Annotated in this window: 23 protein-coding genes and 3 tRNA genes; 17 read left to right on the top strand and 9 right to left on the bottom strand. The window is 58.8% G+C overall.

Annotation, left to right across the window (positions count from 1 at the left end):
* Window positions 1–17: 17 nt before the first annotated feature.
* Window positions 18–1526: a divergent polysaccharide deacetylase family protein gene (locus ACR0AG_RS15875; protein WP_480840640.1), complete on the bottom strand. Its 1509-nt coding sequence runs from the start codon at window positions 1524–1526 to the stop codon at window positions 18–20.
* Window positions 1527–1724: 198 nt separating this feature from the next.
* On the opposite strand from ACR0AG_RS15875, the gene ACR0AG_RS15880 reads away from it, so the two are divergent.
* The 6 genes from ACR0AG_RS15880 (at window position 1725) to lexA (ending at window position 6550) form a co-directional block, all read left to right on the top strand.
* Window positions 1725–2306, top strand: coding sequence for an anthranilate synthase component II (locus ACR0AG_RS15880; protein WP_480840642.1), 582 nt, complete (start codon window positions 1725–1727; stop codon window positions 2304–2306).
* Complete coding sequence (gene trpD, locus ACR0AG_RS15885) at window positions 2303–3322, top strand: anthranilate phosphoribosyltransferase (RefSeq protein ID WP_480840644.1); 1020 nt, start codon at window positions 2303–2305, stop codon at window positions 3320–3322. The genes ACR0AG_RS15880 and trpD overlap by 4 nt, the downstream gene beginning before the upstream one ends.
* Window positions 3319–4131, top strand: coding sequence for an indole-3-glycerol phosphate synthase TrpC (gene trpC / locus ACR0AG_RS15890; protein ID WP_480840646.1), 813 nt, complete (start codon window positions 3319–3321; stop codon window positions 4129–4131). The genes trpD and trpC overlap by 4 nt, the downstream gene beginning before the upstream one ends.
* Window positions 4131–4604: a cyclic pyranopterin monophosphate synthase MoaC gene (gene moaC, locus ACR0AG_RS15895; protein ID WP_480840648.1), complete on the top strand. Its 474-nt coding sequence runs from the start codon at window positions 4131–4133 to the stop codon at window positions 4602–4604. The genes trpC and moaC overlap by 1 nt, the downstream gene beginning before the upstream one ends.
* The gene (locus tag ACR0AG_RS15900; protein WP_480840650.1) at window positions 4601–5773 is read left to right on the top strand and encodes a molybdopterin molybdotransferase MoeA; all 1173 of its coding nucleotides are present in this window, start codon (window positions 4601–4603) and stop codon (window positions 5771–5773) included. The genes moaC and ACR0AG_RS15900 overlap by 4 nt, the downstream gene beginning before the upstream one ends.
* Before the next feature lie 78 nt (window positions 5774–5851).
* Window positions 5852–6550, top strand: a complete 699-nt coding sequence (lexA, locus tag ACR0AG_RS15905) for a transcriptional repressor LexA (RefSeq protein ID WP_480840652.1) — start codon at window positions 5852–5854, stop codon at window positions 6548–6550.
* On the opposite strand, the gene ACR0AG_RS15910 is transcribed toward lexA, so the two are convergent.
* Window positions 6544–8568, bottom strand: coding sequence for a ComEC/Rec2 family competence protein (locus ACR0AG_RS15910; RefSeq protein ID WP_480840654.1), 2025 nt, complete (start codon window positions 8566–8568; stop codon window positions 6544–6546). The genes lexA and ACR0AG_RS15910 overlap by 7 nt on opposite strands.
* A 79-nt stretch (window positions 8569–8647) precedes the next feature.
* Here ACR0AG_RS15910 and gltX point away from each other — a divergent pair, with 79 nt between their 5' ends.
* A complete protein-coding gene (gltX, locus tag ACR0AG_RS15915; protein ID WP_480840656.1) occupies window positions 8648–10048 on the top strand; it encodes a glutamate--tRNA ligase in 1401 nt (466 codons plus the stop codon).
* 121 nt (window positions 10049–10169) lie between these two features.
* A complete protein-coding gene (gene gltA / locus ACR0AG_RS15920; RefSeq protein WP_480840658.1) occupies window positions 10170–11465 on the top strand; it encodes a citrate synthase in 1296 nt (431 codons plus the stop codon).
* Window positions 11466–11521: 56 nt separating this feature from the next.
* Here the strand turns inward: gltA and ACR0AG_RS15925 are convergent, their stop codons facing one another.
* Window positions 11522–12610 carry a PA0069 family radical SAM protein gene (locus ACR0AG_RS15925; RefSeq protein WP_480840660.1) on the bottom strand — a complete coding sequence of 363 codons (1089 nt, stop codon included), beginning with the start codon at window positions 12608–12610 and terminating at the stop codon, window positions 11522–11524.
* Window positions 12611–12910: 300 nt separating this feature from the next.
* Between ACR0AG_RS15925 and ACR0AG_RS15930 the strand changes: the two genes are divergently transcribed.
* Window positions 12911–13609, top strand: a complete 699-nt coding sequence (locus tag ACR0AG_RS15930) for a corrinoid protein (protein WP_480840662.1) — start codon at window positions 12911–12913, stop codon at window positions 13607–13609.
* Window positions 13610–13748: 139 nt separating this feature from the next.
* Window positions 13749–14414 (top strand): DUF1638 domain-containing protein, encoded by a 666-nt coding sequence (locus tag ACR0AG_RS15935; RefSeq protein WP_480840664.1) that lies wholly within the window; start codon window positions 13749–13751, stop codon window positions 14412–14414.
* A gap of 8 nt (window positions 14415–14422) precedes the next feature.
* Here the strand turns inward: ACR0AG_RS15935 and ACR0AG_RS15940 are convergent, their stop codons facing one another.
* The gene (locus ACR0AG_RS15940; RefSeq protein WP_480840892.1) at window positions 14423–14833 is read right to left on the bottom strand and encodes a SufE family protein; all 411 of its coding nucleotides are present in this window, start codon (window positions 14831–14833) and stop codon (window positions 14423–14425) included.
* 141 nt (window positions 14834–14974) lie between these two features.
* Here ACR0AG_RS15940 and ACR0AG_RS15945 point away from each other — a divergent pair, with 141 nt between their 5' ends.
* A complete protein-coding gene (locus tag ACR0AG_RS15945; RefSeq protein WP_480840666.1) occupies window positions 14975–15499 on the top strand; it encodes a hypothetical protein in 525 nt (174 codons plus the stop codon).
* Here the strand turns inward: ACR0AG_RS15945 and rnd are convergent.
* From rnd to purM, 3 genes are all read right to left on the bottom strand, one after another.
* On the bottom strand, window positions 15496–16653 hold the full coding sequence (gene rnd / locus ACR0AG_RS15950; protein WP_480840668.1) for a ribonuclease D: 1158 nt from the start codon (window positions 16651–16653) through the stop codon (window positions 15496–15498). The two genes, ACR0AG_RS15945 and rnd, sit on opposite strands and share 4 nt — an antisense overlap.
* A 117-nt stretch (window positions 16654–16770) precedes the next feature.
* On the bottom strand, window positions 16771–17367 hold the full coding sequence (gene purN / locus ACR0AG_RS15955) for a phosphoribosylglycinamide formyltransferase (RefSeq protein ID WP_480840670.1): 597 nt from the start codon (window positions 17365–17367) through the stop codon (window positions 16771–16773).
* The gene (gene purM, locus ACR0AG_RS15960; protein ID WP_480840672.1) at window positions 17364–18410 is read right to left on the bottom strand and encodes a phosphoribosylformylglycinamidine cyclo-ligase; all 1047 of its coding nucleotides are present in this window, start codon (window positions 18408–18410) and stop codon (window positions 17364–17366) included. The genes purN and purM overlap by 4 nt, the downstream gene beginning before the upstream one ends.
* A 107-nt stretch (window positions 18411–18517) precedes the next feature.
* Between purM and ACR0AG_RS15965 the strand changes: the two genes are divergently transcribed.
* Window positions 18518–18594: transfer RNA gene (locus tag ACR0AG_RS15965), tRNA-Ile, on the top strand.
* 273 nt (window positions 18595–18867) lie between these two features.
* Entirely contained in the window at window positions 18868–19122 is a 255-nt protein-coding gene (locus ACR0AG_RS15970; RefSeq protein WP_480840674.1) for a hypothetical protein, read from the top strand.
* 247 nt (window positions 19123–19369) lie between these two features.
* Here the strand turns inward: ACR0AG_RS15970 and ACR0AG_RS15975 are convergent, their stop codons facing one another.
* Together ACR0AG_RS15975 and ACR0AG_RS15980 are read right to left on the bottom strand one after the other, a co-directional pair.
* Window positions 19370–19792, bottom strand: coding sequence for a hypothetical protein (locus ACR0AG_RS15975; protein ID WP_480840676.1), 423 nt, complete (start codon window positions 19790–19792; stop codon window positions 19370–19372).
* A 79-nt stretch (window positions 19793–19871) separates the two neighbouring features.
* A complete protein-coding gene (locus ACR0AG_RS15980; protein ID WP_480840678.1) occupies window positions 19872–21191 on the bottom strand; it encodes an ATP-binding protein in 1320 nt (439 codons plus the stop codon).
* Between the two features lie 44 nt (window positions 21192–21235).
* On the opposite strand from ACR0AG_RS15980, the gene ACR0AG_RS15985 reads away from it, so the two are divergent.
* The 4 genes from ACR0AG_RS15985 to ACR0AG_RS16000 all read left to right on the top strand — a co-directional run bounded on the left by ACR0AG_RS15985 (window position 21236) and on the right by ACR0AG_RS16000 (window position 23154).
* Entirely contained in the window at window positions 21236–22150 is a 915-nt protein-coding gene (locus ACR0AG_RS15985; RefSeq protein ID WP_480840680.1) for an MBL fold metallo-hydrolase, read from the top strand.
* Between the two features lie 73 nt (window positions 22151–22223).
* Window positions 22224–22298, top strand: a tRNA-Asn gene (locus ACR0AG_RS15990).
* A gap of 119 nt (window positions 22299–22417) precedes the next feature.
* Window positions 22418–22912 (top strand): ClbS/DfsB family four-helix bundle protein, encoded by a 495-nt coding sequence (locus tag ACR0AG_RS15995; protein ID WP_480840682.1) that lies wholly within the window; start codon window positions 22418–22420, stop codon window positions 22910–22912.
* Window positions 22913–23079: 167 nt separating this feature from the next.
* A tRNA-Asn gene (locus ACR0AG_RS16000) sits at window positions 23080–23154 on the top strand.
* Window positions 23155–23156: the final 2 nt, after the last annotated feature.

The following is a 23156-nucleotide window of genomic DNA, read 5'->3' on the forward strand; positions in this document are numbered from 1 at the left end:
GAGGCCCGCTTACACCATCAATACTCCAAAGACGCCGCGCCTTCGGGCACTTGGCTGATCATCACGGCTGAGATCGGGGCAAGTGCTACCCGGTTGTCACGATCTTCCAGCCCCCACATCAGCAGCGCTGATATCGTCTCGGGCCGAACGCGACCCATCATGACAACAGCGCCCTCCTGCCCGGCGCGGAACGCCGCCTGATCCAGGAACCGGCGCATGACCTTGGCATCCTGTTTTGCGCCATCAAAATCGCGGAACACCACGCCAGAGGGAACACCATTGCGCGCGGCCAGTTTCTGCACCGTGTTCAGCCCGCTATCCTGCGTGATCAGGCCGCGACCCGATGCGCCCGCAATTGCGGCCACCTGATCGGCCAGTTTTCGATTGCCCTGAATGCCACTTTCGACGCCTTCAAGAATACCGACCGCCTCGGGCAACGTATCCAACCAGACCGACAACGAGACTTCGGCGTCCTGCGCGCTTGCGGCTTCGGGCAGATCTGTCAGCGCCAGAACCTCGAACCCGGCCGCACGGTGGCGGGCCATTTTCTCGGCGGCGTCAGGATCAGACGGGCTAATTGCAAAGCTTAGCGGATAAGGGAAATCCTGAAGCGCCTCTGCCCCGAACGACCCCTCATCATCAATCAGGATGATCGACATCAAGGGCTTGTCTTCTGGATTTTCAAAATCGGCCGCATGATCTTCGATCGGTTTGCCCGTCTTTGCGGGCACCGGCTCGGCTTCGACCACTTCTTCCTCGGCATTGTCCCGTTCGGTCAGGGGGACAACGCGCTTGCCGATCAGCGTTCCGCCGGTCTGGCCCTCATCAGCGGTAATCTGCGGCAGGGACGATACACGCGGTTCTTTGCGAGGCGTTGTGTCCTCCTCGCCTTCGACCGCGATCGGATTGTCTTGCAGATTGATCTCGGGCTCGACCACGACTTCGGCCAGAATTTCGGGCTCGGGCTCTGCCTCGGGCAGAACTTCAACCACGTCCTGAACAGGTTCTACCGTCGCGGGCTCGTCCTGAACCGGTTCTTCTTGAACAGGCTCGGCCACGACAACCTCTTCCTGCGCAGGCGCAGGGACGTTTTCGACCAATTCAGGTTGCTCGGCCGTGTTCTGCGGCGTTTCAGGCGTGGTCACAAGGGCCGGCTGTGGCGCAGGCTGTTCCGACCGGACACGAACCACCTGTTCCGGCGGAGTTTCTGGCGTTGCGGGCGCAGACGGGGCCGCCCCGCTTTCAGGCTGAGAATCAGAACTTACAACCGCAGCGTCCAATTCCGCCAACGTCTCTGTCGCCTCGGCTGGTGTTTCGGGCGCACGGGGCACCAACTTGACCAAACCGGCATCCGCCGTTGCCGTATCTTCAATGGCGCCAGCCAAAGGTTCTGGCGCGGCGCCCACTTTCGGCGCTTCTGTTGTGACTTCCGGCTTGCGTGTCAGCGGTGTGTTCGTCGACAAAACCGCAGCTATTGCCAGAACACTGACCAACCCGGCGCCCAATCCACCGATATATCCGCCCATTGTAACCTCGCCTCTCGCGTTGCTATCTGCCTCACATGTCAGGACACCGTCTTGTGCGGTACTTCCTTGCGTGGCAATCAGATTGGGGATGTCCCCTTGACGCTGCCGCACAAGCCTGAGCATGTATGTCCCGACATTATACCGTGGCCGGGGGCTGTATCGCTAGCCCGAAATGCCAATAGGAAGATAAGTGCCCAAATGCTGCTGCTGATCGACAACTATGACTCGTTTACCTACAACCTGGTTCATTATTTGGGCGAACTTGGGGCCGAAATGGTCGTGCGTCGAAATGATGCCCTGGACGTACAGGAAGCAATGGCCATGAACCCTGCTGGCATCTTGCTAAGCCCGGGTCCTTGTGATCCGGATCAGGCCGGGATCTGCCTTGCCCTGACGCAAGCCGCAGCCGAGACCAGAACGCCCCTGATGGGCGTCTGTCTTGGGCATCAAACAATCGGGCAAGTGTTTGGTGGCAACGTTGTGCGCTGCCACGAGATTGTACACGGCAAGATGGGCACCATGCACCACACCGGCAAAGGTCTGTTCGCCGGGCTGCCCTCGCCGTTTGAGGCGACGCGATATCATTCGCTGATCGTGGATCGCGACACTCTGCCCGACAGTCTTGGGATCACGGCTGAACTCGACGATGGAACCATCATGGGGTTGCAGCACAAGGAACTGCCCATTCACGGCGTTCAGTTCCACCCGGAATCCATCGCGTCCGAGCATGGCCATGCGTTGCTCAAGAATTTCCTGAACGAGATGAAAGTCCCCGCATGAGCGACCTGTTGAAACCGCTGATCGGTGCAGCGGCTGACCGGCACCTGACCCGTGCCGAGGCCGAGCAAGCCTTTGAAATCCTGTTCGACGGGGCCGCCACGCCCAGCCAGATCGGCGGGTTGTTGATGGCAATGCGGACACGCGGAGAATCTGTTGACGAATACGCCGCTGCCGCTGCTGTGATGCGCGCAAAATGCAACCCCGTCACCGCGCCGGATGGCGCGATGGATATCGTGGGCACAGGTGGTGACGGTAAAGGTACGCTTAACATCTCGACCGCGACCGCATTTGTCGTGGCCGGTGCCGGTGTCACGGTTGCGAAACACGGCAACCGCAACCTCAGTTCAAAGTCCGGCGCGGCAGATGCGCTGGGGCAATTGGGTATCAACGTTATGGTTGGCCCCGAAGTCGTTGAAAAGGCGCTGGAAGAGGTCGGTATCGGCTTTATGATGGCGCCGATGCATCACCCGGCGATTGCCCATGTGATGCCCTCGCGGCAAGAACTTGGCACACGCACGATCTTCAACATTCTTGGGCCGCTGACCAATCCCGCTGGTGTCAAACGCCAACTGACCGGCGCCTTCAGCCGCGATCTGATCCGCCCGATGGCCGAAACGCTTGGCCTGTTGGGCGCGGAACACGCCTGGCTGGTACACGGCTCGGACGGCACGGACGAGCTGACAATCACCGGCGTCAGCTGGGTCGCCTCGGTCGAAGGCGGCACCGTGAAAGAGGCTGAGATCCACCCCGAAGATGCGGGACTGCCGGTACATCCGTTCGAAGACATCATCGGTGGCACACCCGAAGAAAATGCAGTTGCGTTCCAGGCCTTGCTGGACGGCGAACCCTCGGCCTATCGCGATGCGGTGCTGCTCAATTCCGCGGCTGCTCTGGTGGTGGCGGATGCGGTTGGCGATCTGCGCGAAGGTGTCGCCCGCGCTGCCGAAAGCATCGACAGCGGAAAAGCCAAAGATAAAATTACTGCCCTGGCGCGCATCACACAGGAAGCCGCATGACTGAGACCGTTCTGGACAAGATCAAAGCCTACAAGCTGGAAGAAGTGGCCGCAGACAAGGCCAACAAATCTTTGGAAATCCTTGAAGCCGAGGCAAAATCTGCGTCCGAGCCACGCGGGTTTGCCGATGCTTTGCAACATGCCTCGCGCCAGGGATATGGCCTGATCGCAGAGGTCAAAAAGGCCAGCCCGTCAAAGGGTTTGATCCGCGACGACTTTGATCCGCCGGTTCTGGCAAAAGCCTATGAAGATGGCGGTGCAACATGTCTGTCGGTGCTGACAGATACGCCAAGCTTTCAGGGCGCCAAGGATTTTCTGACCCAGGCCCGCGCCGCGACTACGCTGCCCGCTTTGCGCAAGGATTTCATGTATGACCCCTATCAGGTGATCGAGGCGCGCGCACTGGACGCCGACTGCATCTTGATCATCATGGCTTCGGTCAGTGACGCGCAGGCCGAAGAGCTTGAGCAAACCGCCTTTGACTGGGGCATGGATGTTTTGATCGAGGTTCACGACGAGGCTGAACTGGAACGCGCTTCCGTGTTGAAAAGCCCGCTGATCGGGATCAACAACCGCAACCTCAAGACCTTTGAGACAACGTTGGACACCACGCGCCGCCTGTCAAAGCTTGTTCCCGCAGATCGGACAATTGTGTGCGAAAGCGGCCTTAGCACCCCCGCCGATTTGGCCGATATTGCCCGCTACGGCGCGCGGTGCTTTCTGATCGGCGAAAGCCTGATGCGTCAGGATGATGTCGAGGCTGCAACCCGCGCCTTGCTGGCTAATCCGCTTGGCCCCGGGGTGATGTGATGCCGCTGACCCACTTCGATGCTCAAGGCCAGGCGCATATGGTCGATGTCTCAGACAAGGCCGTCACCGACCGCGTCGCTGTTGCTGCTGGTCACATCAAGATGGCGCAGGAAACCTTTGAAATCATTTCCGAAGGCCGCGCCAAGAAGGGCGACGTTCTGGGGGTGGCCCGGCTGGCCGGGATCATGGGGGCAAAGAAAACGCCTGACCTGATCCCCCTGTGTCACCCGCTGCCCGTGACCCGCGTGGCCGTTGAGCTGACGCTGGACCCGGATTTGCCCGGGGTTCAGATTGAAGCAACCGTCAAGACCACCGGCCAGACCGGGGTTGAGATGGAGGCCCTGACAGCCGTGTCCACTGCCGCGCTTACGGTCTATGACATGGCCAAGGCCGTCGACAAAGAGATGGAGATCGGCGGCATGCGCGTATTGCTGAAAGACGGCGGAAAATCAGGGCGTTATGAAGCGGAATGATATCTGTTAAAGACGCCCGTGCCCTGCTGTTTGATCTGATCGGCCGCTCTGAGACCGAAAGCGTACCCTTGGCCGATGCCGCCGGACGCTTTCTTGCGGCAGATGTGGTTGCAACCCGGGATCAGCCGCCCTTCGCAGCGTCCTCGATGGATGGTTATGCGGTCAAATCCGACGAAGTCGAGCTGCACGCGATGTTCAAAGTCATCGGCGAAGCGGCAGCAGGCGCTCGGTATGTGGGCACGGTTGGGCCAGGCCAGGCTGTGCGCATTTTCACTGGTGCACCCATTCCCGAAGGCGCCGATTTCGTGGTCATCCAAGAGGATGTCGAGCGGCGCGGCGACCTGATCACCATCACAGACGCGCCCGGACCCAAATCGAACATCCGCCCTGCCGGTGTGGATTTCACCATCGGCACAACAATCGACACACCGCGCCTTTTGCGACCCGAAGATGTCGCCCTGATTGCCGCTATGAACGTGCCCGAGGTGACGGTCTCACGCAAACCTCAGATCGCCCTGATATCGACCGGCGATGAATTGGTGATGCCCGGTGAAACCCCCGGCCCCGATCAGATCATCGCGTCAAATACCTTTGGCCTCAAAGCCATGCTGGAAAACGCGGGCGCACATGTCCGCATTCTGCCGATTGCCAAAGACACCACCGCCTCGCTTGAAACGGCCTTCAAACTGGCGCAGGGCGCCGATCTTGTGGTGACCATCGGCGGTGCCTCTGTCGGGGATTATGATCTGGTCGCAAACGTTTCCGAAGCGATGGGGATGGAGCGGTCCTTTTACAAGATTCGGATGCGGCCCGGAAAACCACTAATGGCGGGGCGCATGGGTGACGCGGCCATGGTTGGTCTGCCCGGCAATCCGGTCAGCGCGATGGTCTGCGGGTATCTGTTTCTTGTCCCGATGGTGCGCCAGATGCTGGGGATGGATCAGGTGCTGGATCCGTTCCGCTCTGCCCGGTTGTTGGAGCCCATCGGCAAGAACGGCCCACGGGAACACTATATGCGTGCAATCGTTGACGAAAACGGCATCCGGGCCTGTGCCGATCAGGACAGCTCTTTGCTGAGCGTTCTGGCCCAGGCCAACGCCCTTTTGGTGCGCGATCCCGAAGATCCTGAGCGCCCGACGGGCGACGTGGTTCGCTACCTGCCAATCTGAGAACATTGCAAATCCGTTGACACAAAACGTGAACATGCGTAGAACAAAAGAAAACGCATGAGCGACGAGGTTTGAGCAATGCTGACCAAGAAGCAATTGGATTTGCTGGAATTCATCCATAAACGCGTTCAATCGGACGGTGTTCCCCCCAGTTTTGATGAAATGAAGGCTGCGCTGGATCTGCGGTCCAAATCCGGCATCCACCGGCTGATCACAGCGTTGGAAGAACGCGGGTTCATCCGACGACTGGCCCACCGCGCCCGCGCTATCGAAATTGTGAAATTACCAGAAAGCCTTGGTGGTGAGCCAACGGCTGGCTTTAACCCACGCGTCATCGAAGGCGACAAACCCTCGGGCCCGCGGCCAGCGAATTTTGAACCCGTGACCGTGGACGCGCTGGAACTGCCCGTCATGGGCCGGATCGCTGCAGGTGTTCCGATTGAGGCGATCAGCCATGTCTCGCACCGGGTTGCGGTGCCCGGTTCGATGGTGTCCGGCAAGGGCGAGCACTATGCGCTTGAGGTTCGGGGCGACTCGATGATCGACGCGGGCATCAACGATGGCGACGTGGTTGTGATCCGCGAAACTTCGGCTGCTGACAATGGTGACATAGTGGTGGCGTTGGTCGAAGATCAGGAAGCGACGCTCAAACGGTTCTTCCGCCGCGGCAACGCCATCGCGCTTGAGGCTGCAAACCCGGCCTATGAAACGCGCGTTCTGCCCGACGACAAGGTGAAGGTACAAGGCCGACTGGTGGGCCTGATCCGCAGCTACTGATCCGTACCAGACCACAGGCGTCGACCTGTCACGTCGGCGCTTGTCACCAGTTTTCCGCGGCTGATCGCAACACTGCCGGTCCGCAGCAGTTTGTCAGGATCATAAACACCACAGGCCCCGCTCAGGTTCAGAGCGACCGGGGATATGATGATCTGGTCTGATTTGCATTCTGCAAAATTCTGTGCCGCCCTCTTTCCCGTAATGTGCACCAGTTCTTTGTTTCCGATGAGATAGCGTTGAACCGGCTCCGGCGCGCCCGGCCAACGGCCTGCGGCCATTCCCTGATCTGCGCCGTCCCCATCGTTTTCCAACCAGACCGAGGCGACGAAACCGCTGCCTCTTTCTTTGCTGAGCGCGCGGCCTTCATTAGTCATCACGCCGATCAGACCTCCGGTATCCGCGACCAGAACTTCCGGCCGCTCGCCCTGCCCCCACAGCGTCATGGTGCCAGCCATAACTGCCAACCCGACCCATCGCACACGCCCTTGCCAGAGGATCGCCCACAGGGCGCCAACGGCGAGACAAGGCAGGACAAATCCCGGCGGGCTGGCCACATATCCCAGCGACCCGTCCATCGCCGATGTCGTCTGCGCCACGAACAGGATCCATCGCAGGCCAAGCCCCATCACCTCAAGCGCGATCCAGTCCAGCCCGAACGGTGCAAGCAAAGCGGCCAGCACTGCAGATGGCACCACGACCGTGCCCATCATCGGCACCGACAGCAGGTTTGCGACCAACCCGTAATGCGACATCGTGTTGAAATGCGCGGCACCGATTGGCGCGGTTGCAAGACCCGCAATTGCCGAAGACATCAGAACCGCCAGGACCGGTCGCGCCCAATTGGGTCCCTTTGCCACTTTGGCGTCGCGCAGCCCGCCAAAGATCGCCACAAGCGCCGTTGTGGCGGCAAATGACATCTGGAATCCCGGACTGAGTAGCGAATCCGGACGCAGGATCAAAACGATGATCGCAGCTGTCGCCACCGCCCGCAGCGAGATCGCGCGCCGGTCCATCAACACCGCGCCGAACATGACGGACACCATGATAAAGGCGCGCTCTGTCGCGACGTTGCTGCCGGACAACAACAAATAGATCGTAGCGGCCATCAGCGCGCAAATCGCGGCCAGTTTGCGGACCGGAAGCCGCAAAGCCAGCGCAGGAATGGCCGAGAAACCCATACGGCAGATCACAAAGACGAACCCGGTCAGCAACCCCATATGCAACCCGGATATTGCCAACAAATGCGCCAGGTTGGAGGCGCGCAGGGTCTCTAGCGTCTCGTTGTTCAACCCGCTTCGATCGCCGGTGGTCACCGCGGCGGCAAAGCCGCCAACCTCTCCGGGCAAAACACTGCGCACATGGTTCGAAATGGCCATGCGCGCGGCGGTGACCCGGATCCCGTCCTGCCCCAGCGCGGCGGGGGCAACCGTCATCACGGGAACACGCGTGTAGCCAACGGCCCCCAGCTTTTGAAACCAGGCGTGACGGCGGAAATCAAAGCCTCCGGGTTCAACCGGTCCCTGCGGCGGCGACAGATGCGCAGTGGTCATGACCCTTTGCCCAGGTTGCAAATCTATGTGCTCGCCATGCAGCGACAACCGGGCGCGGCTTGGTCGGTTTTGAGGCGCGACGTCATCAAGCCGGACCTGATCCAATGTGATCCGAAGCGCATCAGAAGCAGAGCGATCCAGCCCAATGATGCGCCCTTCAACCGGGCCGTAGTAGCGCCAGTTCAACACAGGCTCTGCCACCAAATGCGCACGCGCGCCCGCAAGCAGAAACCCCGCGGCAATCAGCGCGATGCCAATTGCGAGCGGCGCACAAGATTGCGGCAACCACCTGCGCAGGATCAGCGCAGCCCCGGCAAAAATCGCCAATGCGACATATCCCTTGTGTCCAGGTTCGAACGTCAGGCTGAAATACAGGCCGATGCCGATGGCCATGCACACCGGAACCCAGTTGAACAGGTGGCCATGTTGGTTCGACAAAGCCGCCGCGATCCGTGCCGAGACACGCATGGTTGCCCCCGTCATTAGGGCTCGTTACACAGGCGCCAAGATTATGCCCGTCGCGGTTACTAAAAGGTTAAGCCTCACCATGTCCGATCAGGTCGTCACCCGATTTGCCCCCTCTCCCACCGGTTTCCTGCATATCGGTGGCGCCCGCACCGCGCTGTTCAATTGGCTTTATGCCCGTGGTCGCGGCGGCAAGTTTCTGCTGCGGATCGAGGACACGGACCGCGAACGCTCGACCCCAGAAGCGACGGCGGCGATCCTGCAGGGCATGTCCTGGCTGGGTCTTGACCACGATGGCGAGGTCGTAAGTCAATTCGAAGGGGCCGCCCGCCACGCCGAGGTCGCTCAGGAGCTGCTGGCACAGCGCAAGGCTTACAAGTGCTTTGCAACTCAAGAAGAAATCGCAGCCTTTCGCGAACAGGCGCGCGCCAAGGGCAAGTCGACGCTGTTCCGCAGCCCCTGGCGGGACGCCGATCCCGAAAGCCACCCAGACGCGCCTTTTGCGATTCGGATCAAGGCGCCGCGAGACGGTGAAACGGTGATCCGGGATCAGGTGCAAGGGGATGTGACGATCCGCAATGACCAGTTGGACGATATGATCCTGCTGCGCTCAGATGGGACCCCGGTCTACATGCTGGCGGTTGTGGTGGACGATCACGATATGGGAGTGACCCATGTCATCCGCGGCGACGATCACCTGAACAACGCAGCGCGTCAGATGATGATCTATCAGGCGATGGGCTGGGACGTGCCGGTTTGGGCCCATATTCCTTTGATTCACGGGCCCGACGGCAAGAAGCTCAGCAAACGTCACGGGGCGCTGGGGGCACAGGAATATCAGGCCATGGGCTATCCTGCCGCCGGGATGCGCAACTATTTGGCGCGTCTGGGATGGAGTCACGGGGATGATGAGTTCTTCACCGACGCGCAGGCCAAGGACTGGTTCGATCTGGATGGGATCGGCAAAAGCCCTGCCCGGTTTGATCTGAAAAAGCTTGAGAACCTCTGCGGACAGCACATCGCGATCTCGGATGATGCTGCGCTGCGGCAGGAAATCGAAGATTACTTGGCGGCAGCCCGCTTGCCCGCGCTGACCAGCACACAATCCGGTGATCTGGAGCGCGCCATGTTTTGCCTGAAAGATCGGGCCCGTACCTTCCCGGAACTTCTTGAAAAAGCGCATTTTGTTCTGACGCAGCGCCCGATCTCTCCGGATGAGAAGGCCCAAAAAGCGCTGGCCGCTGTATCCGATGGTATACTGGATGAATTGACGCCGCATCTGCAAAATGTTAGCTGGTCCCGGAACGAGCTGGAGGAGGCCCTGAATTCGTTTGCAGAAACGAAAGGGGTAAAGTTCGGAAAGCTTGCCGGTCCGTTGCGGGCTGTGTTGGCTGGCCGTTCAGTGACACCTTCGGTGTTTGATATGATGCTCGTGCTTGGGAAAGAGGAAACTCTGGCGCGAATTTCTGACGCGGTAGATTAAACCCGATCTTCACATTCGGGTAATGCTGCTCCGCTAACAACCGGACTGCGCGCCCGTGTGCAGCCGTTGCCCGCAAGGTCAGATGTCGATCTGGCCTGCGTATGACTGAGGAAGGGATGAAATGACCGATAGCAATAAAACCGCCACTCTGACTGTCCACGGAAAAGAATACGAGTTGCCGGTTCACTCGCCCACCGCTGGCCCTGACGTTGTTGATATCCGCAAACTTTACAGCGAAGCCGGGGTCTTCACCTACGACCCGGGCTTTACCTCAACCGCAAGCTGCGACAGCACGATCACCTATATCGATGGTGAAAAGGGCGAGCTGCTGCACCGTGGTTATCCAATCGATCAGCTGGCTGGCAAATCGCATTTCCTGGAAGTGTGCTATTTGCTGCTGTACGGAGAGCTGCCGAGCGCGGCCGTTCTGGAAGAATTTGAAACCACAATCACCCGCCACACGATGCTGCACGAACAGATGCAGTATTTCTATCGCGGGTTCCGCCGCGACGCGCATCCGATGGCGATCATGGTGGGTGTTGTGGGCGCGATGTCGGCCTTCTACCACGACTCGACCGATATCTCGGACCCGCATCAGCGAGAGGTCGCCTCGCACCGCTTGATCGCAAAGATGCCGACCATCGCCGCCTGGGCCTACAAATATCACACCGGACAACCGTTTGTTTATCCGCGAAACGACTTGGATTATGCGTCCAACTTCCTGCACATGTGCTTTAGCGTCCCCGCCGAAGAATATGAGGTCAATCCGATCCTCAGCCGGGCAATGGACCGCATCTTTACCCTGCACGCGGATCACGAACAGAACGCATCAACATCGACGGTGCGTTTGGCATCGTCCTCGGGTGCAAACCCGTTTGGCTGCATCGCGGCAGGTGTGGCCTGCTTGTGGGGGCCGGCCCATGGTGGGGCCAACCAGGCCTGCCTTGAAATGCTCGAAGAGATCGGCACGGTCGATCGAATTCCTGAATTCATTGCCCGCGCCAAAGACAAAAGCGATCCGTTCCGCCTGATGGGCTTTGGCCACCGTGTCTACAAAAACTTTGACCCCCGCGCCAAAGTGATGAAACAGTCCGCGGACGAGGTGCTGGAACTGCTGGGCATCGAGAACAACCCCAAACTTCAGGTCGCCAAAGAGCTGGAGCGTGAGGCCCTGGAAGATCCGTATTTCGCCGAGAAAAAGCTGTTCCCGAACGTGGATTTCTATTCGGGTATCATTCTTGAGGCGATGGGTTTCCCGACATCCATGTTCACGCCGATCTTTGCCCTGTCGCGCACCGTGGGCTGGGTCAGCCAGTGGAAAGAGATGATCGCCGATCCGCAGAACAAGATCGGACGTCCACGCCAGTTGTATCTGGGCGAAACGACCCGCGACTATGTCGATATCGAAAACCGCTGATCGGTTTGCTTCAATCCAAACGCCCTCGAAATTTCGGGGGCGTTTTCTTTTGCGCCCTAGAACAGGGTCAGTTGATCCCCAGCCTGCGCAGGGCGCTGAAACAGATCGCAGCGTAAATCCGGCGTTTTCTCGACCAGATTCAACCGCTTGATCGTTGTTTTGAAACGCTGCGCCACCATCGCAGCATATTCGCCCTCACCGCGCATGCGACGGCCCCATCTGGGATCGTAATCCTTGCCGCCATGCATCTCGCGTAGGCGCGCCATGATCTTGTCCGCCTGCCCCGGCGCATGTTCGGCCAACCATTCCTGCCACAGCGCCGAGACTTCGCGGGGCAACCGCAACATGATCCAGCTGGCGGATTCCGCACCTGCGTCTTTTCCGGCTTGCAACAGCCGTTCCAACTCATGGTCCGTCAGCCCCGGAACAAGCGGAGAGGTCATGACCCGCACCGGGATGCCAGCCCGCGTCAGCGCCTCAATCGCTTTCAGGCGACGCAGCGGAGACGGCGCGCGCGGCTCCATCCGGCGCGACAGGCCCGCATCCAATGTGGTCAGCGAGACGCCCACGCGCAGCAAACCAAGACGGGCCATGGGCGCCAGAAGGTCGATATCGCGTTCGATCATCGCACCCTTCGTCACGATCGCAAGCGGATGGTTGAAGTCGCGCAGGACCTCAATGCAATGCCTTGTGATCAAACGCGTTTTCTCGACCGGTTGGTAGGGATCAGTATTTGTGCCCATGGCAATTGTGGCCACTTTGTAAGACCGGGCCGACAGCTCTTTCCTCAAGATCTCGGCCGCGTTTGGACGCGCGATCAAACGTGTCTCGAAATCCAGCCCGGGCGAAAGCCCCAGATAAGCGTGTGTCGGGCGCGCAAAGCAATAAACGCACCCGTGTTCGCATCCGCGATAAGGGTTGATGGAGCGGTCAAAGGGTAAATCCGGTGACCGGTTATAAGTGATCAGACTGCGCGCGACTTCGTTTCGAACTTCGGTCCGCAGGGTGGGCAGATCTTCGAACTCCAACCAGTCGTCGGGGGTTTCTTCGGTGACATATCCTTCGAACCGCCCCGCCCGGTTCGACACGGCCCCGCGCCCTCGCTGTTTCGTAAAACATGCCGTTTGTTCGCTTTTTGTTCTCATTCTTCTTTCTAGTCAGTTTGATCAAACAACTCAAGATCAGCCGTGTCCCGGATTTGGCGTCAAGACCTAGAAGACAAACCAGCGCGCTGCTCTTCCCCCCGAAGCACTTGGGATGAGATGAAAAATACGCAGGATAACAATGAAGGAAATTCTACTGAAATGCGCCAGATATCGGCATATAGGTCGGTCTCGGAACCGCCTAGGTCGCAATCGTCACAGTCAATCTGCGACAAAATGGCCAAAACGAAATGAAATGCCACCGTTGGGCCTTGCGGCCCTCACAGCTCAGGGAATTGCCCGATGTCCGACGAAGAAGACATTATCCTGTCCGAACTGAACGACGACGAACTGGTCGAACAGATGTTCGACGACCTCTATGATGGTCTGAAAGAGGAAATCGAAGAAGGCGTAAACATCCTGCTCGAACGCGGATGGACGCCCTACGACATCCTGACCAAAGCGCTGGTCGGCGGCATGACCATCGTTGGGCACGATTTCCGCGATGGCATCCTGTTTGTGCCCGAGGTTCTGCTGGCCGCAAATGCGATGAAGGGCGGGATGTCGATCCTCAAGCCGCTGCTGGCCGAAACCGGCGCCCCGCGCGTAGGCAAAATGGTTATCGGCACCGTCAAGGGCGACATTCACGACATCGGCAAAAACCTTGTGTCGATGATGATGGAAGGCGCCGGGTTTGAGGTTGTTGATCTGGGCATCAACAACCCCGTTGAAAACTACCTAGAAGCGCTCGAGACGGAAAAGCCCGACATTCTGGGCATGTCCGCCCTGCTGACCACCACGATGCCTTACATGAAGGTCGTGATCGACACGATGGTCGAACAGGGCCTGCGCGATGACTATATCGTACTGGTCGGCGGCGCGCCGCTGAACGAAGAGTTCGGCAAGGCCATTGGCGCGGACGGCTACTGCCGTGACGCAGCCGTCGCGGTTGAAATGGCGAAGGACTTCGTATCGCGCCGCCACAACCAACTGGCCGGCTGAGCCACAGAAAACCCTGTGCGAGGCCGTCCGGAACCGGGCGGCCTTTTTTCGTTTCATAATCAAGGTTCTGGCAAAACCTGGTAGTGCAGAATTGCCACCATACCTTTACGTCGCGCTAATCCAGTTGGACAGGGATCACATGACCGACACACACCTGCCAGATGACAACAGCCTGACAACACAGGGCTATTCCGAGGTCGCAACGACCCGGCAGATCCTGCTGATCGCCTGCGGTGCACTTGCACGGGAAATTCTGGACATCAAGGAACGCAACGGCTGGGATCACATGGCGCTGACCTGCCTTCCGGCCATCCTGCATGTGCATCCAGAGAAAATCACTCATGCGGTCGAAGAAGCCGTCGCCAAACATCGCGACGCGTATGATCAGATCTATGTCGTCTACGCCGATTGCGGCACCGGTGGACTGTTGCAGCGGGCGTGCGACCGGCTTGGGGTTGAGATGATCAAGGGGCCACATTGCTATTCCTTCTTCGAAGGAAACGATGCGTTCGCCTCACGGGATGAGGATGAGACGACAGCCTTTTATCTGACGGATTTTCTGGCACGCCAATTCGACGCGTTTGTCTGGAAACCGCTGGGGCTGGATCGGCATCCGGAACTGCTTGAGATGTATTTCGGAAATTACACGAAGTTGATCTATCAGGCCCAGACCGATGATCCGGCCCTGACCGAGCGCGCAAAAGAATGTGCCGAACGCATGGGTTTGGAATTCGAACGCAGGCTTACCGGCTACGGCGATCTGGAAACCACGCTGAAAGGCTGGTCGCAGCAGAAGACGCCCTGAACAACCGATCAGCTGTTGGCGGCCGCCACGTCGCGAATGCGTTCGACCATGGCGCGCAGGCCATTGGACCGCTGCGCTGAAAGGTGATCATTCAAACCCAGCCGCGCCAGTTCGGCACCCGCGTCGACCCCGGCCACCTCAGCCACCGGCAATCCGTTGTAAAGGCTGCGCAAAACGGCGATCAGCCCCCGCACGATCAACGCGTCACTGTCGCCGTCGAAATGAAACGTGCCGCCTTCGATCATCGGATGCAGCCAAACCTGGCTGGCACATCCGTCCACTTTGGTGGCGGGCACCTTGAAGGCCTCATCCAACGGCGTCATGGCCTTGCCCTGCTCGATTACGTGGCGATAGCGGTCCTCCCAGTCGTCCAGGAATTCGAAATCTTCGACAATGTCTTCAAAGGCCGCTGTTGCCATGACCGGACCGTCCTTGCGTTGCGCGTTCACAATGCTGACCTATGCCCAGTGCAACCGGCTGTCCACCCCTTTGCATGGCTTTTCAACGACGTCGTTTTGCGGTAACCCGATGCAGGTAACTGTGCGCAAAGTGTTGGGTCTATGTACAAAACTCTGTCCATTCTTTTGATTTCTTCTTTGGGCCTTACTGCCTGCAACAGCTGGCGCGACTCGCGGGCGAACCCGACGAACTGGTTTGGCAGCAGCACCCCGGCCCCGTCCGAAGTATCTGCCGACGATGCCAACGCGCTGGTTCCCAAGACCCGCGAAGGCGGTGGCTTGTTTTCCCGCCCCGAGGCAGAAGACACAAGCGTCCCCATCGCCGTGATCGATGAGCTGCGCATTGATGCCACCCCCTTTGGCGCGATTGTTTATGCGTCCGGCACGGCCATTCGTCAGGGCGCCTATGACGCGCGCCTCAGCCTTGTGGACTCTGAGGAAAACAAAAAGAACGGCGTGATGGAGTTTTCGTTCCGCGTGAACTACCCGTCGCGCGCGACACCTCAGGGCACAGAACGCTCGCGCATGGTGTCTGATGCGATCAACGTGACCAGCCAGGAATTGGAAGGCATCCGTGTTGTGCGCGTGGTAGGTCAGCAGAACGCGCTGGAATCCCGCCGCCGTTAAAGCGAGACGACCTGTACGTTTTGACCATTCGCAGCCAGTGCGATCTTGCCCTCGCACAGCTTCAAGGCGTCTTCACCGAACACTTCGAACCGCCAACCGGTCATCGACGGCAACTCCCGCTCGCCCGCCGCGATCTGATCCAGTTCTGAGCTGGTCGCAATCAGCTTGGCCGCAACGCCAGAGCTTTCGGTTTTTGACTTGAGCAAGACACGCAGCAGATCGGACAAGGCCGGGTTGACCTTTAACTTGTCGCGGCTCGTGTCGATCCGTGGCAGTTGATCGGGTGGGCAGTTCACACCACGTTTCACCGCAGCCAGAATTCCATCGGCGATGGCGCCTTTGCGCGCCTCGCGCAGCAACAGACGCGAGCCGCCCAGATCCGAGGGAGACTTGGGCTTGGTCGAGGCCATTTCGATCAACGCATCATCCTTGAACACACGGCTACGCGGGACGTTGTTTTCCTGCGCATACGCCTCGCGAAATTGCGCCAACTCTCGCACGACGGCAAGAAACTTGGCCGAATTCGTCCGCGTCTTGACCCGGCGCCAGGCGTCTTCGGGACGCACGTCATAGGTTTCCGAGCGGGTCAGAATTCGCAACTCTTCCGAAACCCAATGGCTGCGCTTGGTCTTTTGCAGTTCGGCAGCAAGATGTTCGTAAATCTTCCGCAAATGGGTGACATCCGCCAACGCATAGCTTTTCTGCGCCTCAGACAAGGGTCGCCGCGACCAATCGGTAAAGCGGGACGTCTTGTCCACCCCTTCGCGGCAGATCTTGCGCACCAGAGTCTCATATCCGACCTGTTCGCCAAAGCCGCACACCATGGCGGCGACTTGCGTATCAAACAGCGGCGTTGGAAACACGTTCGCCTCGACCCAGAAGATTTCCAGATCCTGACGCGCGGCGTGGAACACTTTGACCACATCTTCGTTGCGAAACAGGTCATAAAGTGGTTCGAGCGAGATCCCCTCGGCCAGCGGATCGACCAGAACGGCGCTGTCTTCATCCGTCGACGGATAGGCAAGTTGCACAAGGCAAAGTTTGGAATAATAGGTTCGTTCGCGCAAAAACTCTGTGTCGATTGTGACATAGTCGTGCTTTGCCGCTTCCGTACAGAAATCGGCCAACTCTTGCGTCGTTGTCAGGGTTTTCATGCGTGGTGCTGTTCTTGCTTTTGATTATTGGTGACTGCCCGTCGTGTGGACCTCGTTCCGAGCGTTGAGGAAAACCATAAGCTGAATACCGGGTACGTGTAAATCACCCTCGGAGCATCAGGGCAACAGAACCGGGGTCTTGTCGCCACTCGCAAAGCGCCGAAGAACCGCTGGGTAGAGCTTGTGTTCCCAAACAAGGACCCGTGCGGCAAGCGCATCGGGCGTATCGCCCGGTTCAACGGCAACCCGCGCCTGCCCCAGCAAGGGCCCGTCATCCAGCGCTGCGGTGACCTCGTGTACCGAGCACCCGTGTTCCGCATCCCCCGCCTCAATCGCGCGGGCATGGGTGTTCAGGCCTTTGTATTTCGGCAAGAGCGATGGGTGAATGTTCAGCATCCGCCCCTGGAATCGCGAGACGAAATCACCTGTCAGAACGCGCATGAATCCGGCAAGACAGACAAAATCAGGTTCGGCAGCAAGCAAGGGCTTGATCAGTTCGGCCTCAAACGCGGCCCTGTCCCCTTTGAACGGACGATGATCGACCGAGGCGGTTTCGATCCCCCGCGCCGCTGCTTTTTTCAACCCGCCCGCCTCTGCGTCGTTGGACAATACCAGACAGGGTCGCGCAGGATGGTCGCCCGTCATGCTGTCGACCAGCGCGACCATGTTCGATCCGCCGCCCGACACCAATATGGCGACGCGTTTATGACTCACAGCAGTTGGCCCGAATAAGCCACGCCCGGTGTTTCTGTCACCGACCCGATGCGCGAGACCGTTTCGCCCGCCTCAGTCAGCAAATCGGTCAAAGCATCAGCGTGATCTGCGGCGCAAACCACAATCATGCCAATGCCGCAGTTAAAAGTCTTGAGCATCTCGGATTCGGCGATGCCGCCGATCTCGGCCATCCATTTGAACACGGGCGGCAGGTCCCATGCGTTCAGATCAATCTCGGCGCCCAGATCATCCGGCAGCACACGCGGAAGGTTCTCTGTCAGCCCGCCACCGGTGATATGCGCCAGCGCATGCACGCCCCCTGCCCGGATCGCGGCCAGTGCCTGTTTGACGTAAAGCCGCGTCGGCGTCAGCAATGCCTCGCCAAGGGTGCCGTCGCTGAACGGCGAGGCTGCATCCCAGCCCAGCCCCGATACCTCAACCAGTTTACGCACCAGTGAATAGCCGTTCGAATGCACTCCGTTCGAGCCAAGGCCCAGCAGGACATCCCCGGCTTGAACGCCGTTAGGCAGCGTCGCGCCGCGCTCCATCGCGCCAACCGAGAAGCCGGCCAGATCAAAATCGCCGTCGGGATACATGCCCGGCATTTCGGCCGTTTCGCCGCCGATCAGAGCACACCCGGTTTGCGCACAACCTTCGGCAATGCCCTCGATGATGCGCGCGGCGGTGTCGGTGTCCAGCTTGCCGGTGGCGAAGTAATCCAGAAAGAACAGCGGCTCAGCGCCCTGACAAATCAGATCATTCACACACATGGCGACCAGATCGATGCCAACCCCATCGACAACGCCGGTATCAATGGCAATCCGCAGCTTTGTGCCAACCCCATCGGTCGCCCCCACCAGAATAGGGTCGGTGTATCCGGCGGCCTTGAGGTCAAAAAGCGCGCCAAACCCACCCAGACCGCTCATGACACCGGGACGGTTCGTCCGCTTTGCCGCAGGCTTGATCCGGTCGACCAGCGCGTTCCCCGCGTCGATATCAACGCCCGCGTCGGCATAGGTGATTCCGTTCTTGCCCGCTGTCATGGCCAGTCCCTCATGAGTGCTTTGCGCGCGGGTTAGTCGATTGTGCGCATCTATGCAACGGTCAGGGTTGACGCGGCCAGCCATCGTGATACCCAAGGCGCTCAGGCGGGCCTGTAGCTCAATTGGTTAGAGCAGAGCGCTCATAACGCTTTGGTTGGGGGTTCGAGTCCCTCCGGGCCTACCATCTTCCGCATATTTCCTTATGATTTTGGCAATCGGCTGATCGATTTACCAGCTCACACAATCCTTTAAATTCAACATTTTAAGAAGGTTTTTGTGCGCAAAAGCTCCACCAAATCTGGTCCAAATCAGACGGAGTTTCCACGGGATGAGTCCAGCCAAAGTGAATGCAGGATGAACCAGGTGTTATCGTTCAGTTCAATCCGATCTGCAAAGATAACTTCTTGACGGTCTCGCGTTTATGTCCGTCTGAGCTTAACTATTATCGGAGAAAATTATGAAGATATCCAAACTTACAATTGCGAGTTTCGTTGCGGCCACGATGGCGTTGTCCCTGCCTGCATATGCCAACGATGAAGAACCAGAACCACCTTCTTCAAAACAAAGAGGTGACAACGGCTGGGGCAACGGTGCCGATACAACAAACGCCGGAAGTTTTTCGGGTGGTACATCTTCTTCCAAAAGCACAAATGGTGGTTCACGGAACGACAGGAACTATCCTGATGCTCTCAATAAGTTCAGCGGGCGTTAAAAAAGCTCCTTATCTTCTTTGGGCCTGAAGAAACTTTCTGTCTTTGAATAAAACAATGTGCGGCGCTTGCCGCACATTTCGCGTATATGGTGAATGCTTAGCGCAAAGAGGCTCCGACCAATTAATTGTCTAAGACAGATCCAGCGATCCTGGCGCTTGCATTGCAGTAGAGAGGTTTTTTATGGCGTCGCTCAAAGCCATCTTGCGATAAGGTTGATGAACGAAGTTCGCGTGAACCACTCTCAATTCAATAATGCGAATAGCGGAAGTTCACGACTCTGCCGTCCTGGATTGCGCAGTGGGCTTTGATGTGGCTACGGGCGTCGGTGCTGCGGCGCGAGCGTGCGACCTCCAGGTCGATCAGATCGATCCCGTCGGCATTGGTCTCATAGGACAACACGCGTTCGAAATCGACGGCGTAATAGCCCTGATTGGCCATGGCGTGATGGGTGCGGTGCATGCACAGGCCGATATCGTTTTCCTCTTCAGACACATGCGGATGTTTCTGGTATTCCGAACCGTGTTTGTGGTGGTGGTGCGCGATCGACGCGCCGAGGACGCCGAGGGCCACGCCAGCGACCAATGCGCCTGTATCCACGGCCTTCGCAGGTGCTGCGGTGATCAGGGCAATCGCACAGAGGGCTCCGGTTGCTGTTGTCTTCAATCGCATCGGACACGGTCCTTTCTATCTTGAAATGAATAACCTTTGGTCAAAGCCTAGCGGAAGACATGGCGGGATTGCCAGAGATTTAACGCCCGATGATGATATCGGCCCGCAAGCCGCCCAGATCTTCGCTTTGACCCAAACGCAAGGTCCCCCCGTGCGCGCGCGCGATGTCGGCCACGATGGCCAGCCCCAGCCCGACACCGCTGCCCTGGTTCTGGTTGCGGGCCGGGTCCAGGCGCGTGAATGGGCGAACCGCTTCGCTTCGCTGCTCTGCCGGGATACCCGGGCCGTCATCTTCGACCCGGAATCGCACCGATTTGCCGGTCAGCGTCAGGCTGACCTGGGCCTTTGTGCCATATCGCACGGCGTTACCAATCAGGTTTTCAATGGCCCGGCGCATCGCAATAGGCCTTAGGGTCGCCTCGCCTTCGCCTTCGACCGAGATCAACGCGACCTGCTGACTTGCGCGCTGCGAATCCTCGACGATCTGACGCAGCCAGGGTTCGGCCTCAACGGATTCCGGCGCACCCTCGGCCGCGCCGCGCGAGAAATCCAGAAACGCATCCAGCAGAGATTGCATTTCGTCCACATCTTTCAGCAAAGGCGCGGCTTCCTCTTCTGGCAGCAGGGCCAGACCCAGTCGCATTCGGGTGAGCGGTGTTCTCAGATCGTGGCTGACGCCGGACAACATGAGGGTGCGCTGTTCGATTTGCCGCTCGATCCGCGCCCGCATGGCGACAAAGGCGTTGCCGGCGGCCCGTACCTCGATCGCCCCGCTGGGCGAATACGGCACCACCCTGCCACGACCAAAGGCCTGTGCCGCATCAGCCAGCCGCGTGATCGGGCGCAACTGGTTGCGCATGTAAAGGAACGAGATCGAAGTCATGATCACCGCAAAAAACACCATTGTGACAATCAACTGGTGCGGTGCAGCGGGCGAAAGGCGGCGGCGGTCCACTGTCAGGGCCAATGTCCCAAGATCGGTCGCTATGTAAAGCCGCGCCTCGTCACCGGTTGGCAGGGCCACATCGATGGTTGCAGGCAACAGGGTTTGCAGATTCGACTTCACTTGCGGCGCGATGAAATCGTACCAGCGTCTGCGGCTGGTATCGGGCTCTTCGTTCAGCCCCAGAAAGCGCGCATTCATCTCCAGCGCCAGCAATTCGGGACGCACCGCAGCCAGCGCCTGTTGCTGCGTTTCGGCGCCCCGCATTGTGTCGGTGATCAGTGTGATTTCGCGCGACACGGTCTCGGTCATTTGCGCGGTGACGTCATTCAGGTGTTTTTGCAAAAAAGCGATGGCCACAACCAACAGCACAACGATCACTGGCAGGGCCAGAATCAGGGCAGCCCGGGCATAAAGGCTGCGCGGCATATAAGGTTTGAGCCATTGCGTCGACATGCGCTAAACCTAGCGGGCTGCCTGAACAAGAGAAAGAGGTCTCGATGCACGCGCCCGACGATTTCAACCCGACACCGGGTCAGGTGGTTTCGCTGGGCGATGGGATTCGCCGTATTGTGGCCCCCAACCCCTCACCAATGACCTATCGTGGCACCAACACCTATCTGGTCGGCATGCGTGAGATTGCCGTGATCGATCCCGGCCCGATGATAGAGGGTCACTTACAGGCGATTCTGGCGGCGCTTGAACCGGGTCAAAGCATCAGCCACATCATCGTGACCCACAGCCATCTGGACCATTCGCCCCTTGCCGCGCCTTTGTCGCGTCAGACCGGTGCGCCCGTTCTTGCTTTTGGCGGGCCCGAGGCCGGGCGCAGCCTTGTCATGGCGCAGTTGGCTCAGCAGGGTCTGACGGGCGGTGGCGAAGGTATAGATACGGCCTTCGATCCTGACATAACCGTCCGGGATGGTCAGGTCATCGACGGGGACAATTGGTCGCTTGAGGTGATCCATACGCCGGGCCATCTGGGCAATCACATTGCACTGGCACTGGGTGATGTCTGCTTTACCGCAGATCACGTCATGGGCTGGGCCAGTTCGCTGGTGTCTCCGCCGGATGGCGATCTGACTGATTTCATGGCCTCGTGCCAGCGTCTGCGCAGCCGTAGCTGGTCTGTCTTTCATGCCGGCCACGGCGCACCGATTGACGACCCCGCTGCACGGTTGGACTGGTTGATCGAACACCGTCTGGGCCGCGAAGCCCAGATTCTGAACACGTTACAGGACGGCCCCATGGATGTTGCCAACCTGACCCGCAAAATCTACACCGACACACCCGAGGCGTTGCTAAAAGCAGCCGAGCGCAATGTGTTCGCGCATCTTGTGGATCTCACGGGCCGGTCACTCGTGGCATCGGAGGGCACATTATCTGTGTCATCTCGGTTCCAGCGAACACACTGATCCAAGATTTTTCACACCGCAGGGCGCTTCCCCTCTGGACGACCAGAATCCGGGTTGCTATACGCGCTGCAGTTCCGGCGTAGCTCAGCGGTAGAGCAGTTGACTGTTAATCAATTGGTCGTAGGTTCGATCCCTACCGCCGGAGCCAATCTTCTCAATGTTTCGAATATCTTGGGCGGCTGTTCGAGTTTCGTCGTGCGGATTGATACAGGACAAAGCCCTGCACCCGCGCAAAGCTATAGCCTCCTGTTGAAAGGAGCCTGCACCATGGCCGCGACCACAAAAGAAGACCTGCTGCAGATCACTGTGAAGGAATTCGAAAAGCTCACCAAGCTTGTCGAAACGATCACGCCGCAAGCGGCGATGGAAAAGCGTGAGGATGATACCTCGATCAAAGACGTGATCGCCCATCGCGCGCATTGGATTGAGCTGTTTTTGGGCTGGTATCGCGATGGATTGGCGGGAAAGACCGTTCATTTCCCGGCCGAAGGTTACAAGTGGAACGATCTGAAACGCTACAATGCGGATCTGAGGGCCCGCCAATCCGGTCTGGACTGGGCCAATGCGGTCACCTCGCTGCGCGAAAACCACGACAGGTTGGTCGCGTTTATCGATGGGCATACCCAAAGCGATCTGTATGGCGGGCCGATGAAAGGCGCGAAAAACGCCTGGACCCCGGGGCGTTGGGCCGAAGCGGCGGGCCCGAGTCACTACCGCTCGGCATCGAAATACCTGCGGGCCTGCATCCGCCAAATGACATAACAGTATTCGCTTCGGGATGTCGTATCCGCAGACGGATCACAGCCAGGCGTGTACATCTGCAAAACCACGGCGCTATTTCGATTAAACAGAGCGCCGATTTTTTCTTTGGAAAATCGTTTCTTCCCTCTGGACGGCCATATTTCAGATTGCTATACGGCGCGAACCGTTCCGGCGTAGCTCAGCGGTAGAGCAGTTGACTGTTAATCAATTGGTCGTAGGTTCGATCCCTACCGCCGGAGCCATT

This window comes from Ruegeria sp. H6 (assembly GCF_056532975.1).

Coding starts and splice junctions, on each gene's coding strand:
- ACR0AG_RS15875 (WP_480840640.1), bottom strand. CDS start 1,526: ATGGGCGGATATATCGGTGGATTGGGCGCCGGGTTGGTCAGTGTTCTG.
- ACR0AG_RS15880 (WP_480840642.1), top strand. CDS start 1,725: ATGCTGCTGCTGATCGACAACTATGACTCGTTTACCTACAACCTGGTT.
- trpD (WP_480840644.1), top strand. CDS start 2,303: ATGAGCGACCTGTTGAAACCGCTGATCGGTGCAGCGGCTGACCGGCAC.
- trpC (WP_480840646.1), top strand. CDS start 3,319: ATGACTGAGACCGTTCTGGACAAGATCAAAGCCTACAAGCTGGAAGAA.
- moaC (WP_480840648.1), top strand. CDS start 4,131: ATGCCGCTGACCCACTTCGATGCTCAAGGCCAGGCGCATATGGTCGAT.
- ACR0AG_RS15900 (WP_480840650.1), top strand. CDS start 4,601: ATGATATCTGTTAAAGACGCCCGTGCCCTGCTGTTTGATCTGATCGGC.
- lexA (WP_480840652.1), top strand. CDS start 5,852: ATGCTGACCAAGAAGCAATTGGATTTGCTGGAATTCATCCATAAACGC.
- ACR0AG_RS15910 (WP_480840654.1), bottom strand. CDS start 8,568: ATGCGTGTCTCGGCACGGATCGCGGCGGCTTTGTCGAACCAACATGGC.
- gltX (WP_480840656.1), top strand. CDS start 8,648: ATGTCCGATCAGGTCGTCACCCGATTTGCCCCCTCTCCCACCGGTTTC.
- gltA (WP_480840658.1), top strand. CDS start 10,170: ATGACCGATAGCAATAAAACCGCCACTCTGACTGTCCACGGAAAAGAA.
- ACR0AG_RS15925 (WP_480840660.1), bottom strand. CDS start 12,610: ATGAGAACAAAAAGCGAACAAACGGCATGTTTTACGAAACAGCGAGGG.
- ACR0AG_RS15930 (WP_480840662.1), top strand. CDS start 12,911: ATGTCCGACGAAGAAGACATTATCCTGTCCGAACTGAACGACGACGAA.
- ACR0AG_RS15935 (WP_480840664.1), top strand. CDS start 13,749: ATGACCGACACACACCTGCCAGATGACAACAGCCTGACAACACAGGGC.
- ACR0AG_RS15940 (WP_480840892.1), bottom strand. CDS start 14,833: ATGGCAACAGCGGCCTTTGAAGACATTGTCGAAGATTTCGAATTCCTG.
- ACR0AG_RS15945 (WP_480840666.1), top strand. CDS start 14,975: ATGTACAAAACTCTGTCCATTCTTTTGATTTCTTCTTTGGGCCTTACT.
- rnd (WP_480840668.1), bottom strand. CDS start 16,653: ATGAAAACCCTGACAACGACGCAAGAGTTGGCCGATTTCTGTACGGAA.
- purM (WP_480840672.1), bottom strand. CDS start 18,410: ATGACAGCGGGCAAGAACGGAATCACCTATGCCGACGCGGGCGTTGAT.
- ACR0AG_RS15970 (WP_480840674.1), top strand. CDS start 18,868: ATGAAGATATCCAAACTTACAATTGCGAGTTTCGTTGCGGCCACGATG.
- ACR0AG_RS15975 (WP_480840676.1), bottom strand. CDS start 19,792: ATGCGATTGAAGACAACAGCAACCGGAGCCCTCTGTGCGATTGCCCTG.
- ACR0AG_RS15980 (WP_480840678.1), bottom strand. CDS start 21,191: ATGTCGACGCAATGGCTCAAACCTTATATGCCGCGCAGCCTTTATGCC.
- ACR0AG_RS15985 (WP_480840680.1), top strand. CDS start 21,236: ATGCACGCGCCCGACGATTTCAACCCGACACCGGGTCAGGTGGTTTCG.
- ACR0AG_RS15995 (WP_480840682.1), top strand. CDS start 22,418: ATGGCCGCGACCACAAAAGAAGACCTGCTGCAGATCACTGTGAAGGAA.